Below are 17,148 nucleotides of genomic sequence, written 5' to 3' on the forward strand. Positions count from 1 at the left end.
ATGAGCGCTCGCCGGCGCTTCAATAATTTCTTTTTTTCGGAACTCCCATGAGCCAGACCGTAACCCCGGAGCGATTGCAGCAGTGGTTGTTCGATGGACAGGAAATCGCCCTGTTCGATGTGCGCGAGCATGGCCAGTATGGCGAAGCTCACTTGTTTTTCGGGGTCAATCTGCCCTATAGCCGATTGGAACTGGAGGTCTGGCGCCTGGCGCCTAACCCTCGGGCGCGACTGGTGATTTATGACCAGAATGGCGGGGATGTGGCGGCACGTTGCGCTCAGCTTTTGCAAACGCTGGGTTACAGCCGCGTGCACGTGCTCGTCGGGGGTGCCAACGGCTGGCAGGCGGCCGGTTATCAATTGTTCGCCGGGGTGCATGTGCCGTCCAAGGCGTTCGGCGAATTGGTCGAGGAGGCCGCGCATACGCCGCATGTCACCGCCACGCAGTTGGCCGAATGGCAGGCGCGGGGTGAGCCGCTGGTGGTGCTGGACGGACGGCCGTTCGACGAATACCGCAAGATGACCATTCCCGGTTCGGTCTGCTGCCCGAATGGTGAGCTGGGTTATCGTGTACAGGATCTGGTACCGGACGACAGCACGCCGATCGTGGTCAATTGCGCCGGGCGGACCCGCAGCATCATCGGCGCCCAGACCTTGATCAATCTGGGCGTGAAGAACCCGGTTTACGCGCTGGAGAACGGCACGCAAGGCTGGTACCTCGAAGACTTCCAGCTGGAGCACGGCAGCACACGGCGCTATGCCGATGCGGTGTCTGCGCAGACCTTGCCACAACAACGTCTCGCCGCCACGCGAGTGGCCGAGCAGGCAGGCGTGAAAACGGTGGTCGCTGCGCAGGTTCGGCAATGGGCGAAGGAGGGCGCACGCAGTCTGTTTCTCTGTGATGTGCGCACTGCCGAGGAATTTGCCGCTGGCAGCCTGCCGGGTGCGCAACACACCCCGGGTGGGCAGTTGATTCAATCGACGGATCTGTACATCGGCGTGCGTCAGGCGCGGTTGGTGTTGCTTGACAGCGATGGTGTGCGCGCGCCGATTGTCGCGAGTTGGCTGCGACAACTGGGTCATGAGGCTTATGTGCTGGCAGGCGGGGTCAACAGTGATCTGGCGTTGCCGGTGCATGAGGCTCCGGCTCATTCGGCGTTGCCCGTCATCACTGCGCAGTCGCTCAATGATGCGCTGAAGGATGACGCGGTAGCGCTGATAGACCTGCGCCCGAGCATGAGCTATCGCAAGGCCCATATTGCCGGCTCGCGCTGGTCAATCCGCTCGCTGTTCGCCAATGACCTCGCTGGCGAGCAGCGCCCTGTGGTGTTGCTGGCCGACGACCCACGGCTGGCCGCTTTCGCCACACAAGCGCTGACGGCCGATCAGCGTGAGCACGTGCGCCTGTTGGAGGGCGGTCTCGCTGCCTGGCGCGCGGCTGGATTCGCCGTGCAGGAGGACGCTAACGCGCCGCCCGATGAGCAATGCATCGACTTTCTGTTTTTCACCCACGATCGGCACTCCGGCAACAAAGACGCCGCCCGTCAGTATCTGGCTTGGGAAATCGGCTTGTTGGCGCAGATGAGCGCGGATGAGATCGCCAGTCTCAAACCCCTGCGTGTGCAAGCCGATTGGCGAGTCCGCACGCACCTTGTGCAAGCCGGGCGAAGCGCAAAGGGCAGTGGTGCCCGAGGCGTCAACGTACCGGTCAGTCGCTTGAGCACGGTGCTGTTCGACAATCTGGCGCAAATGCGCGACGCCCGTGCCCGCCGAGACAAAGAACGCGTGCTGAGCTACGGCGCGCGGGGTAATCCGACGGCGTTCGCTCTGGAAGATCTGGTCACCGAACTGGAGGGCGGTTACCGCACCCGTCTGTTCGGCACCGGGCTGGCCGCTGTCGCCCAAACCTTCCTGACCTACCTGCGCCCCGGCGATCACCTGCTGATCACTGACGCGGTGTACGCGCCCGTGCGACGTCTGGCCCGCGAACTGCTCGAGCCGTTCGGCATCCAGGTCAACTACTTCGCCCCCGACGGCAGCGACCTGGCGGCGCAACTGCTGCCCCAGACGAAAATGGTCTACACCGAAGTCCCCGGCTCGTTGCTCTATGAACTCGCCGACCTGCCAGCCATCGCCGCGCTATGCAAACCACGAGGCATCCTGCTGGCCGTCGACAACACCTGGGGTTCGGGCTACCTGTATCGACCGCTGAAACTCGGCGCTGACATCTCGATCATGGCGCTGACCAAGTATCTGTGTGGGCACAGCGATGTGGTCATGGGCAGCGTCTGCACACTGCAGGAGGTCTGGCAGCCGTTAGCGTCGATGAGCGACACCTTTGGCATCACCGTCAGCCCGGACGATGCCTATCTGGTGCTGCGCGGTGCGCGAACCTTGGCGCCAAGGCTGGAAGTGCACGAGCGTCAGGCGTTGGAGATTGCCTATTGGCTGCAGGATCAGCCGCAGGTGAAGCGGGTGTTTCACCCGGCGCTGTCTGAACATCCGGGGCATGAACTGTGGAAACGCGATTTCAGCGGCAGCAACGGCTTGTTGTCCTTTGAATTGCGCGATGCCGATGTGGACGGCGTTGAGCGCTTCATTGATGCGTTGCAGGTGTTCGGACTGGGGGCTTCGTGGGGTGGGTATGAAAGCCTGATCACCGTGGCGGATACCCAAGATCGCGTTGGCGCAGCCGAGCGCTTGCTCAATCCGGTGCTGAGGTTGCATGTCGGGCTGGAGGATGTTGCCGCGCTGATTGAGGATTTACGGCGGGGGTTTGCGGCGTTGGGATAACGCGTCGCGACAAGGCCAACGCGCCGGCGGTGCAGAAACTCGGTGCATTGCTCAATTCACCGCAGGTGAAGCAGTTCATTCTTGAGCGTTATCACGGCGATGTGGTGCCGGCGTTCTGACTCCGTCGGGAGTCGCCAGACATGCTGACGGCTCCCGATATCTTCAAGCGTTCTCTTCAACCCGGCGCACATTGCCCAACGAATCACGCTGCATCGACTGCAGGTTTTTCTCGATGGTTTCGCACAGCGCTTCCATCTGAATCTGGTGTTCGCTGTGGCGAAACGGGCTTTGCAGATCGGTGCCGATGCGTTCGATGGCCAGCAGCATAAAACCCACCACGGTCGAAGCCAGCGGCGTGAACCAGCCCAACGATTCCACCAGTCCGACCGGCACGATCAGGCAGAACAGCGAAATAAACAGCCGCGGAAAATACACATACGGGTAGGGCAGCGGCGTATTCGCGATCCGCTCCATGCCACCCTGGCTGTTGGATAAATCGACCAGCGTCGACTCCAGCCGTGCCAGACGAATGCTGTCCAGGCGCCCGGCCTTGTATTCCCGCGCGAGCAAAGTCGCTGATCCGGTGAGGATGTCATTGGCGAAGTTATTGGTCGTGCCACTGCGGGCGAATTCATTGGCGGGAATAAACGCGCGGACTTCCTCAGGGCAAGGCTGGCCTTGCAGATGCGCCGCGAGGCAATTCACATAGGCGACGTGGCGGCGCAACAGGGTCGACTTGACCGGATTGACCTCGCCGTCGGGATCATCCAGCAACGTCAGCACCTGCCGGGCGAAGCTGCGCGAATTGTTGATCATCGACCCCCACAACGTGCGTGCTTCCCACCAGCGGTTGTAAGCGCTGCTGTTGCGGAAACTGATCAGCACGATCAATGCCGAACCCAATAACGTCAGGGGCATCAATGGCAGATTCAGCTTGGCGTTGAGGAACAGCATGAAGTCGACGGTGACGGCGATGTCCCAAAGCAGCAGCCAGAACAACGCCCAGCCGACATAGCCCAGAGTCTTGATGATCAAACGGTATTTTCTGACGATGGCAGCTTTCAAACGGAAACCTCGTGACGAGCGGTAAGCGTTAACGCTTTAGCTCGGACGCTGTTTTCGCGGGAAAGGTTCGCTAAATCGCTTCAGCTTTCGTCGCCGTCGGCTAATCGGCCCGGAGACGATTGAAGGAAAATGACAGGGATCTTTTCATCAGTCTGGCCATCGGCGTTTCGATCTTTTCGTGAATGACATAGGACGCCGCGATCATCAAAGCCACGGTGCCCCACAGCAGCAGGTGCGCATTCACCGCCGGATAGGCCATGTTGAAGATGATGAAACCGATCATTTGATGCAACAGGTAAAGCGGGTACGTGAGGGCCCCCAGGGTCGTCCAGTTCAATTGCCCGATGGCGGCTGTTTTGTTGGTTGCGATCAAAAGGAAGGTCATAAAGAAAACGATGATGACGCTGCCGATGATCGAGGGATCGTACTCCGTCGCATATTTGCTTTCGATCGACTCGGCCCAGGTAATGGCGGTGAAAGTGGCCAAGGCCAATGCGCCCGCCACCAGGGCAATGCGCAGTTTTGTCATACCCTTTGCCCAGATCAGGTAGAACGTGGCACCGGCGATGAAGTAGGCCGCGTAATCGGTGATAAGAATCGAGCGCAGCTTTTCAAAAGCGAGGACTTCCGCCGTGGCCGACACCAGTAGCCACAGCACGAGGCAGGGTTCGATTTTGTCTATTTTCTTCAAGGCCAGGAGAATCGAGATCATCAGGTAGAACTTGATTTCGACAAACAGCGACCAGTAAACGCCGTCGATGGGCGGGACGCCGATCAGATCGCCAAGGAACGTCATGTTGATCAGGTATTGATAAAGATCCGCGCTGAATCTGGGCTGTCCGAAGGCGAGTGTGATCAGAAAGGTGAGCGTGCAGCACACCCAGAATGCCGGGCACAGGCGCACCACGCGGGAGATGAAAAACACTTGCAGGTTGTTGCTCGACGCCGTCATCAGGATGACAAATCCGCTGATCATGAAAAACAGTTCCACGCCCAGGTAACCGTATTTGGCCACCTCGGCCAGCAGCGGATAGGGCATGACCGACATGTCGCCCCGCGCATACCCGCGAAACGCGTAGTGAAAAATCACCACGGCGAGCGCAGCCAGGAAGCGCAGCAAATCCAGCTCCTTCAGTCGTCGGTTGTTCATGTTTGGGCGCTCCGGACGTGTTAGCGCTGATTGAGAACTGACGACTCTGCCGAGTGGAATTCGACCCAAGGCGAAAGCTATGGCAGCAGGAGGGGGCATCGACTGTCCCAGCGTTGTGTGACGGTTATGGACCGCGTTGCCACCTGTGGATGTAGTCGACTTCGAAGGTGGACGGCAGGTCAGCGTCGTCGACCACGCCGAACCATTTCCACATGGCCTCACTGTCAAAGACGATTTGCATCGGGAAGAAGAAGTGGCGGTTCTTCGACTCTCTGACCAGCACGCCATCGACGTACCAGCGCAGGGTGTCGGGCTGCCAGTCGAAGCCGTAGACATGAAAATCACTGGCCAGGCGCCAAGGGCTGATCCAGGTGCTGCCGTTGGCGATGTGTTCTTTACTTTGCGGCGTGGCCCATAAGTGAGCGTTCATGTTGTAAGAACGATCCGAAGCTGCGCCTTTGGTTTTACCGCCAATTTCAAAGATATCGATTTCAGTGGCGTTGTCCGTGAAGCCCGTCCACGCCAGCCAGAAGGCGCTCGACGCTGCGGAGTTCATCGGTTTGGCGCGTGCTTCGTAGTAGCCGTAGAAACCGCGTTCACGGGTACGGACCATGGCTGAGGTGTAATCCTTGAAGCCAAGCTCGACGTACTTCTGCGGCAAGGTTTCCTTGCGAAAGACAATGTTCAGGTTGCCGTTGCTGACGCTGGCATTGCGTGGAGTGAACAGCGCCGGTTTGCGCCCGAGCGATTCATTGCCGATGGCATTGTTGACGTGCCACCGGGTGGGGTCGAGGCTGCCGCCGTTGAAGTCATCGGACAGGTTGGTGTCGAGTACCCAGCGTCCGGCATTGTTTTGATCGGACAGTGGCAGATAAACGTGAGTGCGGGTCGGCACCGTGCCCAGCGGACCGACACGGGTCCACGTATCGGCGTGGGTGGGAACGGCCACTGACCACTTGTGCGCAAGGTACTGAAAAGCCTGCTGACGCTCGGCGAGGGACGCAAACGGGCGGTCGTAAACCAGCACCTCGGCGATATCGCCGCGAAAGTTTTCCGACGTGCCGATGGCATTGCGCCCGACCGCATACGGGCCGATCGGCACACCCTGCAGTTCCAGGACGGAAACCGTCGGTTCATACGCGGTGGTTTGCGCCAGGCTGATGGCGAAGTTCGGCAACACGTTATCGTTGTCAGCGGTTTGCGCACGTGAACTGAACAACCGCTGCCACGGATCGACGCCGGCCTGTTCTGGCAATCGGCGGGACACGACCAATACCGTGACAGGCCCTTTTCCACTGCGAATGTTTTTGCCAAGAAACGCCGAAGTACCACTCAAACGCACGACCGCATGGCCATTCACGGCATTTTCCAGGCGTTGCGGCTGCTCGGTGCCTTCGTCGACCCTGGCGTCATGGGACTGGCCGGATTTATCGCCCCAGCGCTGCACACGGTTCTGCGCATTCACGGTCAGGCTGGACGCATCGGCGGCGTCCAGCCACAGCACCAGCCCGGCATTCGGAGGCGCTTGTGCGGCGTTGCAAGTCAGCGCAACCCACAGCAGCAACGCCGGCAGCGATCGTAAGAACATCATTTGAACGCAAGCAACGCTGGAATTTCGAAGGAAGACTGATACCCCTGCGGATTACACGACTGCCAGCGCCAGGCATCGACAATCATTTGTTGCAGGTCGCGCTGCGCGGTCCATCCCAGCTCGCGTCCGGCCTTGGCCGGGTCGGCCCAGCACTTGGCGATGTCACCTTCGCGGCGCGGTGCAAACCGGTAAGGAATGCTGATGCCGGTGATGTCCTCGAAACTGTGGATGATCTGCAACACGCTGTAGCCGACCCCCGTGCCGAGGTTCCAGAAATGGATGCCGTGGTTCTGCTGCAACACCAGCAGTGCCTTGAGGTGGCCAATGGCGAGGTCGACCACGTGGATGTAGTCGCGCACGCAGGTGCCGTCGACGGTGGGATAGTCGCTGCCGTACACCGTGAGTTCCGGTATCCGGCCAATGGCGACCTGGGTCAGGCACGGCAACAGGTTGTTGGGTCGGCCGCGCGGGTCTTCACCGATCATCCCGCTTTCGTGGGCGCCAATCGGATTGAAGTAGCGCAACAGGCCAATGCTCCAGCGCGGATCGGAATCGCACAAATCCGTCAGCAGCTCTTCGATCATCAGCTTGGTGCGGCCATACGGATTGACCGGTTTACCGGTGCCAAAGTCTTCGGCAATCGGCGTACGGGTCGGCTCGCCGTACACCGTGGCCGATGAGCTGAACACCAGGCGGAAGACGTTGTTGCGCGCCATGGCCCGGCACAGGTCCAGCGTACCGGCGACATTGTTGGCGTAGTAGTCGAGTGGCTTGCGCACGCTTTCGGCGACGGATTTTAGGCTGGCAAAATGCACCACCGCATCGATGTCATAGCGCCTGAAAATGTCGTCCAGCAGGTCGGAATCACGGATGTCGCCCTTGATGAAATCGACCCGGGTCAAAGTCAGTTGCTCAAGGCGCGCGATGCACTCCTGACAGCTGTTGCACAGGTTATCGAGCACCAGCACCCGGTGCCCGGCATTGATGAGCGCCAAAGCGGTATGCGAGCCGATGTAACCGGCCCCGCCAGTAATCAACGTGGTTTTGCGCATGGTGAGGTCTTCCTGTCTCAGGGACTGAATCAGCGGGCGGTGAAAACCGATTTGAATTCCTGCGGCCAGTGCGGGTGGATGAGGCTATACGCCACGGCGTAGCTCAACGCGCCCACTGCGATGTTGCCGATCAGGTGCAGGTAGCCTTGAAAGCCCAGTTGCGGTGACACCAGCAATACGGTCGCGGCCATGACCAGCGCGGCAATCACGCTGCGGTAATTGGCCTCGACAAACCGTCGCCAGCTGTAACCGATGGCCAGGTTGAGGCCGCGAATTTGCAGTGGCGTGATCAGCAACATGCGCGCGAGCAGAGCGCCGGCTGCGGCCATGCCGCCATAAACGTTACCGAGGCTGTAGACCAGCGCCAGTGCCAGGACGGTAGTCAGCACTTCCGCCTTGATCGTCAGGTGGCTGCGGTTGACCGCCACCAGTGCGGTGGTGGCGTACATGGCGGTGTTGCCAATGGCCGCGGTGCAGGCCAGCACTTGCAACAGTGGAATGGCGTCGGCCCACTTGGCGCCGAAGATCAACAGAATGAGGTCGTTGGCCGTGAGCGCGAGGCCAATGAACAGCGGCGTCAACACAAAGCCGCTGACCGCGGTCGAGTCGCCAATGATCCCGAGCAGTCGCTTGGGTTCCGCACTGCGTCGGGCGAACGCCGGCAACGCATAACTCAGCAGACCGTTATAAATCGCTGTGCGCGGCAGTTCGATGATGCGCATCGCCATGTTGAACATGCCGACTGCGTTCGCCCCGGCCGTCATCCCCAGCACCACGTTGACGCCGCGCTGCAAGGTTTGTGAACTCAGGGAGTTTATGGCAACCGGTGCGCCGGCCTGCAGCAGCTCACGCAAGATCCGGCGGTCGATAGCAAAGGCGATGCGTCGCCGGTCTGCACGCATCAGAACAATGACCGACACCCATTCCATGATCAGCGCCTGGGCAATCACTGCCCACGCACCCCAACCGTACAGCGCCACTACGATGCCGCCGACGCCGCCCGCGACTTTGCCCAGTAACGTGCGCGACGCGAGCATCTTGAAGTTACCGCTACGGCGCATTTGCGCCACATAGACCCGCGCCATCATGGTGAACAGGATTTTCACCGAGGCCACTGCCGTCAGCCATTGCAGCAGCGGGTCGGGCGTGTACAGGAATGCCGCGAGCGAGATGATGACAATCGACACCAGACTGACGAGCACCCCGGCCCAGAAAGCCGTGGAGATGTGTTTGTCTTCCAGCCGTTCAAGGCGTACCAGCGGATCTTCCAGCACCGATGAGTACACCAGACCAATCAACTCGACGATGGCAATGATGATCGTGCCCACACCCAGCTCGGCCGGCGATAGCAGCTTCGCGTAGACGACAAAGGTAATCATCGACAGCAGGATCAGGCCGAATTTCTCGGTGAAGATCCAGCTCAATGTCACCAGACGGTGATTGGCCATGGCGGTTACCGGTTCAATGAGCTGGGGTTGACGCCGTTGCCTTGCGCCACGTTCTGGCGCGGGCATAGAGATAGCGCAAGGTCGGTTTACCGTTGGCGAAGATCAGCGCTTGCCAGGAGCACTCGAGCATTCGCCGGTACACGCCGAGCACTTGGTCATGCTCGCCGCGTCGGGAAAACGCTTCGAGAAAATCGGTGTGGTTGCTCAGGACGAAATTGATCCGTTGTTGCTGGCTGAGCATCTCGCCGTAGCGGGCGAGGTACACCTCGATGAAATGGATCTTGTTCTGGTAGTACTTTTTCGGTTGCGCGGTCATGTTGCCGCCGTTGACCGTACGCTCCAGCAGCACCTGCGGCACCGTGTGGACCTCCCAGTGTTCGGCGATCCGCGTCCACATGTAGCGGTCTTCGGAGTAGCGCAGGCTGGCATCGAAGCCGCCGAGCTGCATGATCACCTCGCGCCTGACCAGCGCAGTGGAAACGCCATTGACGACGTTGGCGTGGATGAAGTCGTAGAAGTGCCTGCCGCTTTTGCGGCGGTTGTCCAGTTGCCGCCGGCCGTCGCTGTAATTGACCTGCGCGTAGCAGTCGATCAACCCCACCGGCCGACCCTGACGACTGAGTTCTTCGTACAGGGCCAGTTGCAGCTCAAGCTTTTGCGGGTGCCACTGGTCATCGGCATCGAGCATCGCCACAAAGGTTTCTTGCGAGTGCCGCATGCCGTGATTACGCGCGCTGGCCTGGCCTTCGTTGGCTTGCTGCAGCAGCGTCAGGCGAAACGGCGCGACGAAGTTTCTGACCCGTTGTGGGCCGTCATCGGTGGAGCCATCGTCGATGACGATGACGTGATCCGGCAGGCGGGTTTGCCCGACCAGCGACGCCAATGTCTGCTCGATGCTGTCGGCGCCGTTGTACATCGGGATGACGACGCACACTGAATCCACGGAAGAGGGGGCTTGGTTGGGCACGGGTGGTTCTCCTTGGGTTACGCGTTGGCTGAATCGCGCGGCACTGCTCTGCCAGGCACACGCTGACGCTGCGCTGCCGCTGAGGTTTCGGGGTAAGCCGCGAGGTGATGGCGGAAAGACAGGGCCAGAGTGCAGAACACCAGAAACTCGGCGGAGCGATAGTTGGGGATCACGTACGCCACATAATTGGTGACGGCGAACAAACCGATGATCACCAGCGCACTGGCGCGAAACTGCGCCGTTTGATTCGCGGTCACCGCGCGGTACTGCTTGAGCAGTGCTTCGCCAAACATCAGCGCCAGCGCCGTCAGTTGGATGATTCCGCCGTTGAGCAGGGTTTCGACGTAGCCGCTGTGGGCGTTACCGATGTAACCCCAACGGGTAATGAAGCCATCGGCATCGGGGCTGGACCAGAAGGCGCCGAAGCCGTAACCCTTGAGGAACTGCCCGTCGATAAAGGGCCCGAGCAGTTCCCAGATCAAGGTGCGGTCGGTCAATGACGGGTCGCGACCGGCCATTTCCAGCAGCACCGCGAAGTTGCTGTAGAGGAACAGGCACACCAGCAGGTAAAGGAGGGTGCAGCCCAGAAACATCAGCGGCGAATGGTTGATGCGCAAACGGATCAAGGTCAGGAAGTACCAATAGCTGATCGCGCCGGAAACAATCAGCGCGACCCCGGTCGCCGACTGCGCGAGCAGGATAGCGATCAGCGAGAAAAACGCGCAGAACAGCGCCCAGTGATTGCGGCGGCGAATCATCGGTAGCAATAACAGGATGGCGATCGCGTTGAGCCGCGCACCGGCATTCTTTTCGGCAAAAATCCCCTTGAAGGCACCGTCGCGAATCCCCCCGGACAAGAACGCAACGTCAGGCATGACCACCGCGAGGATCAAGCCGATCAACGCCGCCACGCCAATGGCGCAGCCGAGCATGAAGGTGATTTTTTCCAGCGAATAGTTGTAGGCAAGGAAACCGGCGAAAAACACCATGCTGAGCATCGCGATAAAGCGCTTGAAACTCAGCATCGGGTCGTGAGACCAGCCGATCGACGCGATGACACAGAGCAAGAACAGCAGCATGAAAAAGTTGCTGCGATAAAAGGTCTTGCTGAGGAACACCTTGTTGCGGATGAAGAAAAACAACGGTACCAGCAGCGTGATCAGTCCGCAGATCTGATTGGCCACGTTGCCTTCCAGGTCTTTGTTGATGTCGCCGAAGCTGGCGGCTCCGCCCAGGCTGAGGACAAAGGTAATCACCTGGATGTAGAACAGCACGCCGAACAAGGTGAAGCCGTCGCGTAATGTTGAATACCTGATCGCCAGTGTGCTCATGATGACGGGCTCCCGATCAACGCTTTGAGATAGGTCTGCACCGCGCTGGCATTGATGAATCGGGCCGCGGCCTCCAGGCGCAATTCACGTTGCAGATTGCGCGGTGTGGCCAGTTGCAGGGCAATCGCCTGTGCCAGGGCGAGCGGATCGTCGACGTCAACCAGTGGCGCGACCACACCGCCAACGAGAATGTCTTGCGGGCCATGGGGACAGCGGGTTGCCACCACTGGCGTGCCCGTGGATAACGCCTCTACCAACGCGTTGGGGCTGCCTTCGAAGCGCGACGACAGCACGAAGCAATCGGCGACGGCGACCTCTGCCAACGGAGAATTGGCATAGCCCGGCAGATCGAAGCGCTCCGCCACGCCCAGTGCGCGCGCCTGCTCCAGCAGGTTGGGCCTGAGTGCGCCCTCGCCAAAAATGATCAGGCGGGCATTGCTGGCCGGTAATGCGGCGAACGCGCTGATCAAGGTGTCGAAGCCTTTTTGCGGCGCCAGTCGACCCACGGCGACAATCACCGGGCCGGATTTTTCCTGCAGCCAGCGGTGGCTGGGCAGACCGGGCGTCTTCTCGCGAAAGTCATTGTCGAGCACCGGGTTGTCGGCAATGGTCACGTCCTGGCGGCGGGCCACGGTGGTGTCGACCAGGTCCTGGGCTACACCCCGCGAGACACAGATCACCGGGTTGGGAATCAGCCGATACAACAGCGGCGCCAGCAGGTACGCGACGCGCACCATGAAGTCGGGGTTGACGTGCTTGTCGTGGGAAAAGGCATTGCGCTCGCTGACGTGCAGGCGTGCCAGCGTGCCGGACAACACCGCCGCAGCGATCGCCACCACGTTGACGTGGGTGAGGGCCGCCAGTTGTGCGTCAAAGCGATTGGCCCGCAGAAAACGTGTGAGTGCCGGCACTGCACGGACGCTGCGCGGACTATTCAACTCAACCTTTTTCACGCGTGGGTCAAGGTGCGCGGCGTGAATGCCGCCGCCGGTGAGCATCAGCAAGGTCACGTCATTGCCCGCGTCCACCAGCGCTCCAGCCAGACGCGCCATCATTTTTTCAGCCCCGCCGGCGCTGAGGTCATGCAGGATGATCAGCAGTTTTTTCATTGATTCCATACCTGGTAATACGCCTGCGCCGCTTGCTGGCTGGTGTACTGACGCAGGGTGTCAGTGAGTCTGGTTTCGCTGAAGGCAACGTCATCGCGTGGGGCCAGGCTGCGCAGCATGCCGTCGGCCAGCGCCGGTACGTCGTTGACCCTCACCAGCTGGCCCAGTCGGCCGTTGTCGAGCAGTTCTCGGGGGCCGGTCTCGCAATCGCTGGCCAGCACCGGCGTGCCCAGTGCCAGCGCCTCGATCAATACCGTCGGCATGCCTTCTTGCACGGAACTCAAAATGAACAGTTGCGCGTGCCGGAGCAGCGGATAGGGGTTGCTCAGGAATCCGGTGAAATGCACCCGCGGGGCAATGCCCAGACGACGGGCCTGAGCGGTCAGTGCCTCGCGCAACGGGCCATCGCCGACGATCACCAGATCCGGCAGCGCAGCGCTGCGCAATGCCAGCGCGTAAGCATCGAGCAACAGCTGAAAACCTTTCGGTTCGACCAAACGGCCCAGGCCCAACCAGTAAGCACCGGGCATGCCGGCGGGTAGCGGCGCCTGCGAGGCTTGAAACAGTTGCTCGGTGACCACCGCATTGGGGCAATAACGGATGCGCTGCTGGCCCCAGGGCAGTAACTCGACGAGCGTCTGGCGCAAGGCATTGGAGACGGTGACGACCTTGCCGCTGCCACACAGGTACAAGCTGTAGAGCACGCGCAGGCTGGCGGGACCGGTGTTCTGTTCACTGCAATCGAGGGTCGCGTGGCGACAATAGATGACTTTGCACAAACGCCCCAAGGTGGCGAACCAGGTGCAGAGATTGGCCTGTTCCTTGGCGGCAATCAGGTGGGTGACGCGTTCACGCTGTATGAGCCGGCGCAACAAAATGATGGACTTGAGCAAACCGATGAGACCGCTGCCGCCGCCGTTGAAGCGCTGCACACCCGGGGTATCGGGCACGTCTGCGTTGATGACGAAAAAACTCACCCGGCGACCGTCCTTGAGGAACTGCTCGGACAAGCGTTGCTGCACGCGCTCGACGCCACCGCCCAGCTTGAAATCCTTGAGGATAAACAGGATGTGCATGGTCATTCCCCCACGCTGATGGCAACTTTGTGCCGGGCGAGCATTGTCAGCAGGTGCAAGAAGTTGCTGGGGTAATCGATGAGGTAGCGTTTGATCGTGTGTGGCTCGCGGTACATTCGATAGAATGCGCGCAGGTGCAGGCGATTGATCAGCGCCGGATAGTATTGCCGCGTGGCCAGCGCTTCCTGGCGGATGAACCCGCCACAGGTGAAGGCGACACCACGAAAGCCTGCGCGCAGGGCGTCCTGTTCGAACTGTTCTTGCAGCCCGGCGCCCAGGCCAACAATCAGGATGTCGGCGGCGCTGCGACAGATGTCCGCTTGAATGTCTTCGGCCTCGACGGCGTCGAAATAGCCGTTGTGGTAACCGGCGATGGCCAGCCGCGGATAAAGCGCCCTGATCTTGACGATAAACAGCTCCAGTTCGGCTTGCCGGGCGCCGACGAAGTACACGCGCTTGCCCAGTTGCTCGGCGCTACCGAGGACAAGGTCGGCGATCGAGGTGAAGTCGAAGCTGACCCGGCCAATCGTCCTGCCGGTCACCCGCGACATGAAGGTCGACATCAACATGCCGTCGCAGAAATAGGCGACGCTGCCCGGGGTCTGCTGGAAAACGCTGCCGATGGAGGCAAAGTTGATAAAGGAATAGGCCTGGTTGGCCTCCAGTAATTTCGCCGAGTAATGCCCGACCAGTTCCAGCTGCAACATGGCGCGGCTCCTTCAAATGACTGAAGGGGTTGGCCGCCCCACGGATATGTAGGTGAAGCCACGGTTGCTCAAACGCTGCGGATCGAACAGATTGCGTCCGTCGAAGATCAACGGTTGTTTGAGCTGCCGGCTGAGCAAGTCAAAGTCCGGCGCGCGAAAGGCTTGCCACTCGGTGACGATGATCAAAGCGTCGGCATTTTTCAGTGCCGCTTCCTTGGTCCCCGCCAGCGTCAGGTCATCGCGTGCGCCATACAGGCGCTGGGCCTCTTCCATGGCTTTCGGATCAAACGCCTGAACGCTGGCGCCGGCTTGCCACAAGGCCTCCATCAGTACGCGGCTGGGCGCTTCGCGCATGTCGTCGGTATTGGGTTTGAAACTCAAACCCCACAGGGCAAACGTCTTGCCGCGCAGATGACCGTCGAAGTGATTGAAAATCTTGCTGTACAGACTGGCTTTCTGGTCCTGGTTGCGCGCCTCTACAGCCTTGAGCAGGCGGGCGTCGATATCGACACTTGTTGCGGCGTGGATCAGCGCTTTGACGTCTTTGGGAAAGCACGAGCCGCCGTAGCCCACGCCCGGGTAGATAAACTGGTAACCGATGCGCGGGTCGGCGCCGATGCCGTGGCGGACTTTTTCGATGTCGGCGCCGAGTTTTTCCGCAAGGCAGGCCATCTCGTTCATGAAGCTGATCTTCGTCGCCAGCATGCAGTTGGCGGCGTACTTGCTCAGCTCAGCGCTGCGCACGTCCATGACGATGATTTTTTCGCGGCTGCGATTGAACGGCTCATACAGTTCGCGCATCACCGCTTCGGCATGCGCGCTGTCGGTGCCGATGATGATCCGGTCCGGGCGCATGCAGTCTTCGACCGCGCAGCCTTCTTTGAGAAATTCCGGGTTCGACACCACGTCGAACGTCAGATGGCTGCGATCGTTGTCGGCCAGCACCTGCTCGATACACGCACGCACCTGATCGCCCGTGCCGACCGGCACCGTGGATTTGTCGACGATGATCTGATGCCGATCCATGTTCAGCGCGATGGTTTGCGCCACGCTCAACACGTATTGCAGATCGGCCGAACCGTCTTCGTCGGGCGGTGTGCCGACGGCGATCAACAGCACATCGCCATGCTGAACGGCCTCCGCCAGATCCGTGCCGAAGCGCAGACGACCACTTTGATAATTGTCACGCACAAGGCTTTTCAGGCCCGGCTCGTAGATCGGCAGCGTGCCTTGTTTCAGCGCCTCGACCCGGGCCGCGTCGACATCGACGCAGAGCACGTTGTGCCCGACCTCGGCCAGTGCGGCGCCCTGGACAAGGCCCACGTAACCAATACCGAATACGCTCACATTCATGGTCAAACCTCAGCTCGTTGTGAAGGTTGTCAACGCAGGGGCAGGGCGGGGATCAAGCGGTCGGGCAGGGGTCAGTAGATGTTTTTCGAGAACAGCGTGAAGGGCGTCTTGATGAGGATTTTGATGTCGAGCCACAGCGACCATTGGTTGATGTAGTTGAGGTCCTGGGCGACGCGCAGCTGCATCTTTTCCACGGTCTCGGTTTCGCCGCGATGGCCGGTGATCTGGGCCAGACCGGTGATGCCCGGCTTGAGGCGATGGCGGGCCATGTAGGCGCGCACCTTGCCGGTGTAATAAATGTTGTGGGTGACGGCATGCGGGCGCGGGCCGACCAGGGCCATCTGGCCGGACACGACATTGAACAACTGCGGCAATTCGTCGATGGAACTGCGGCGCAGGAAGCCGCCGATCGGGGTCAGACGGGCATCGTCACGGGTGGCCTGGCGCACCTCGCGATCGTCGTGGACGTGCATCGAACGAAACTTCCAGACCTTGATCACTTCACCGTTGCAACCGTGGCGGGCCTGCTTGAACAGCACCGGGCCTGCGGAGGTGAGCTTGACGGCGACAGCCACCGCCAGCAGCAAGGGACTGAGCAGAATAATGGCCGCGCCGGCCAGGCTGCGTTCAAACAGGTCCTTGCAAAACAGACTCGCCGGGTGCGAGCTGATCAGGCTTTCATTGAGGTAGATCGCCGGCATTCGCTCGATTTCCGAGATCGAATGGTTGAGCAACACCATGCTGCCGAAATCCGGAATCCACACCACGTCGACATTCATGTCCAAGAGGTCGATGTACAGCGCTTCAATGGTCGCGGCATGCGCCATGGTCAGTACGATGTAGACGCGGCGCACTTCCAGGCGCGTGATGATCTCGCGGATCGCGGCAACGTTGCCGAGCAGCGGCAGAATGCTCGGGGCCGGGCCGCTATTGTCGGCAGCGGCGATGAAACCGAGCACCAGCGCGCGGTTCGGTCGCGAGAGTTTTTTCGCCAGCTCATGGGCCGTCGGGCAGGTGCCGATGATCACCGAACGGCGCTCTTTGCAGACCTTGCGCGAGTGCAGCCGGGCGAAGTAATGCAGGGGCAGAAAACTCGCCGCCTGCACCACGAAACCCAACACGGCCCAGACAATAATCACTTGGCGTGAATAGATCGCGCTGGTCTGGGTGATGAAGGCAATGGCCGCGAGCACGGCCAGTAGAATCAGCCAGCCGGCAAGTAATCGGCCCAGGCCGACCAACAGACCATGGCGCTTGTGATAGACCTGCATCACGCTGTAAATCGGCACCGAGCCGAGCACGGCGAGAATGATCAGGATGCGGTATTCGCTGTTCAGACTGCCGACGCGCCAATGCACGAGCAACATCAGCAACACGGTGGTCAGCGACAGTGCACACAGCCACTGGCCCCAGAAGGTCAGGCCTCGGCGGTGCGTCAGGTGAGCGGTATAGAGCGGTGTCATGGGCTTAACCTCAAGGCAGCAGTCATGTATCAGCGCTAATCGAA

The 17,148-nt window shown here is 60.4% G+C and carries 13 protein-coding genes and 1 pseudogene; 2 read left to right on the plus strand and 12 right to left on the minus strand.

The features are described 5' to 3' along the window. The first annotated feature begins 47 nt into the window (after window positions 1-47). Window positions 48-2,792, plus strand: coding sequence for a cystathionine beta-lyase (gene metC, locus U6037_RS14115; protein ID WP_322847207.1), 2,745 nt, complete (start codon window positions 48-50; stop codon window positions 2,790-2,792). Window positions 2,793-2,818: 26 nt separating this feature from the next. After that, window positions 2,819-2,911, plus strand: a pseudogene (locus tag U6037_RS14120) (methionine ABC transporter substrate-binding protein); the annotation flags it as partial. A 43-nt stretch (window positions 2,912-2,954) separates the two neighbouring features. Here U6037_RS14120 and U6037_RS14125 read toward each other — a convergent pair. The 12 genes from U6037_RS14125 to U6037_RS14180 form a co-directional block, all read right to left on the minus strand. After that, entirely contained in the window at window positions 2,955-3,857 is a 903-nt protein-coding gene (locus U6037_RS14125) for a bestrophin family protein (protein ID WP_322847208.1), read from the minus strand. 100 nt (window positions 3,858-3,957) lie between these two features. Continuing rightward, window positions 3,958-5,007, minus strand: coding sequence for an acyltransferase (locus U6037_RS14130; protein WP_322847209.1), 1,050 nt, complete (start codon window positions 5,005-5,007; stop codon window positions 3,958-3,960). Between the two features lie 124 nt (window positions 5,008-5,131). Then, window positions 5,132-6,598 (minus strand): family 16 glycosylhydrolase, encoded by a 1,467-nt coding sequence (locus U6037_RS14135; RefSeq protein ID WP_322847210.1) that lies wholly within the window; start codon window positions 6,596-6,598, stop codon window positions 5,132-5,134. After that, on the minus strand, window positions 6,595-7,650 hold the full coding sequence (gene galE, locus U6037_RS14140; protein WP_322847211.1) for a UDP-glucose 4-epimerase GalE: 1,056 nt from the start codon (window positions 7,648-7,650) through the stop codon (window positions 6,595-6,597). Before galE ends, U6037_RS14135 begins: the two co-directional genes overlap by 4 nt. A 29-nt stretch (window positions 7,651-7,679) precedes the next feature. Beyond that, the gene (locus tag U6037_RS14145; protein WP_322847212.1) at window positions 7,680-9,098 is read right to left on the minus strand and encodes an oligosaccharide flippase family protein; all 1,419 of its coding nucleotides are present in this window, start codon (window positions 9,096-9,098) and stop codon (window positions 7,680-7,682) included. Between the two features lie 13 nt (window positions 9,099-9,111). Continuing rightward, the gene (locus tag U6037_RS14150; protein ID WP_322847213.1) at window positions 9,112-10,065 is read right to left on the minus strand and encodes a glycosyltransferase family A protein; all 954 of its coding nucleotides are present in this window, start codon (window positions 10,063-10,065) and stop codon (window positions 9,112-9,114) included. A gap of 17 nt (window positions 10,066-10,082) precedes the next feature. After that, complete coding sequence (locus tag U6037_RS14155; protein ID WP_322847214.1) at window positions 10,083-11,396, minus strand: O-antigen ligase family protein; 1,314 nt, start codon at window positions 11,394-11,396, stop codon at window positions 10,083-10,085. Next, window positions 11,393-12,505: a glycosyltransferase gene (locus U6037_RS14160; protein ID WP_322847215.1), complete on the minus strand. Its 1,113-nt coding sequence runs from the start codon at window positions 12,503-12,505 to the stop codon at window positions 11,393-11,395. Before U6037_RS14160 ends, U6037_RS14155 begins: the two co-directional genes overlap by 4 nt. After that, window positions 12,502-13,581 carry a glycosyltransferase gene (locus U6037_RS14165; protein ID WP_322847216.1) on the minus strand — a complete coding sequence of 360 codons (1,080 nt, stop codon included), beginning with the start codon at window positions 13,579-13,581 and terminating at the stop codon, window positions 12,502-12,504. Before U6037_RS14165 ends, U6037_RS14160 begins: the two co-directional genes overlap by 4 nt. A gap of 2 nt (window positions 13,582-13,583) precedes the next feature. After that, window positions 13,584-14,288 (minus strand): WecB/TagA/CpsF family glycosyltransferase, encoded by a 705-nt coding sequence (locus tag U6037_RS14170; protein WP_322847217.1) that lies wholly within the window; start codon window positions 14,286-14,288, stop codon window positions 13,584-13,586. A 12-nt stretch (window positions 14,289-14,300) separates the two neighbouring features. After that, the gene (locus U6037_RS14175; RefSeq protein WP_322847218.1) at window positions 14,301-15,641 is read right to left on the minus strand and encodes a UDP-glucose/GDP-mannose dehydrogenase family protein; all 1,341 of its coding nucleotides are present in this window, start codon (window positions 15,639-15,641) and stop codon (window positions 14,301-14,303) included. A gap of 71 nt (window positions 15,642-15,712) precedes the next feature. Then, window positions 15,713-17,104, minus strand: coding sequence for an undecaprenyl-phosphate glucose phosphotransferase (locus U6037_RS14180; RefSeq protein WP_322847219.1), 1,392 nt, complete (start codon window positions 17,102-17,104; stop codon window positions 15,713-15,715). Between the last annotated feature and the right edge of the window lie 44 nt (window positions 17,105-17,148).

Source organism: Pseudomonas sp. B33.4, assembly GCF_034555375.1.
In the GTDB taxonomy this organism is placed as follows: domain Bacteria; phylum Pseudomonadota; class Gammaproteobacteria; order Pseudomonadales; family Pseudomonadaceae; genus Aquipseudomonas.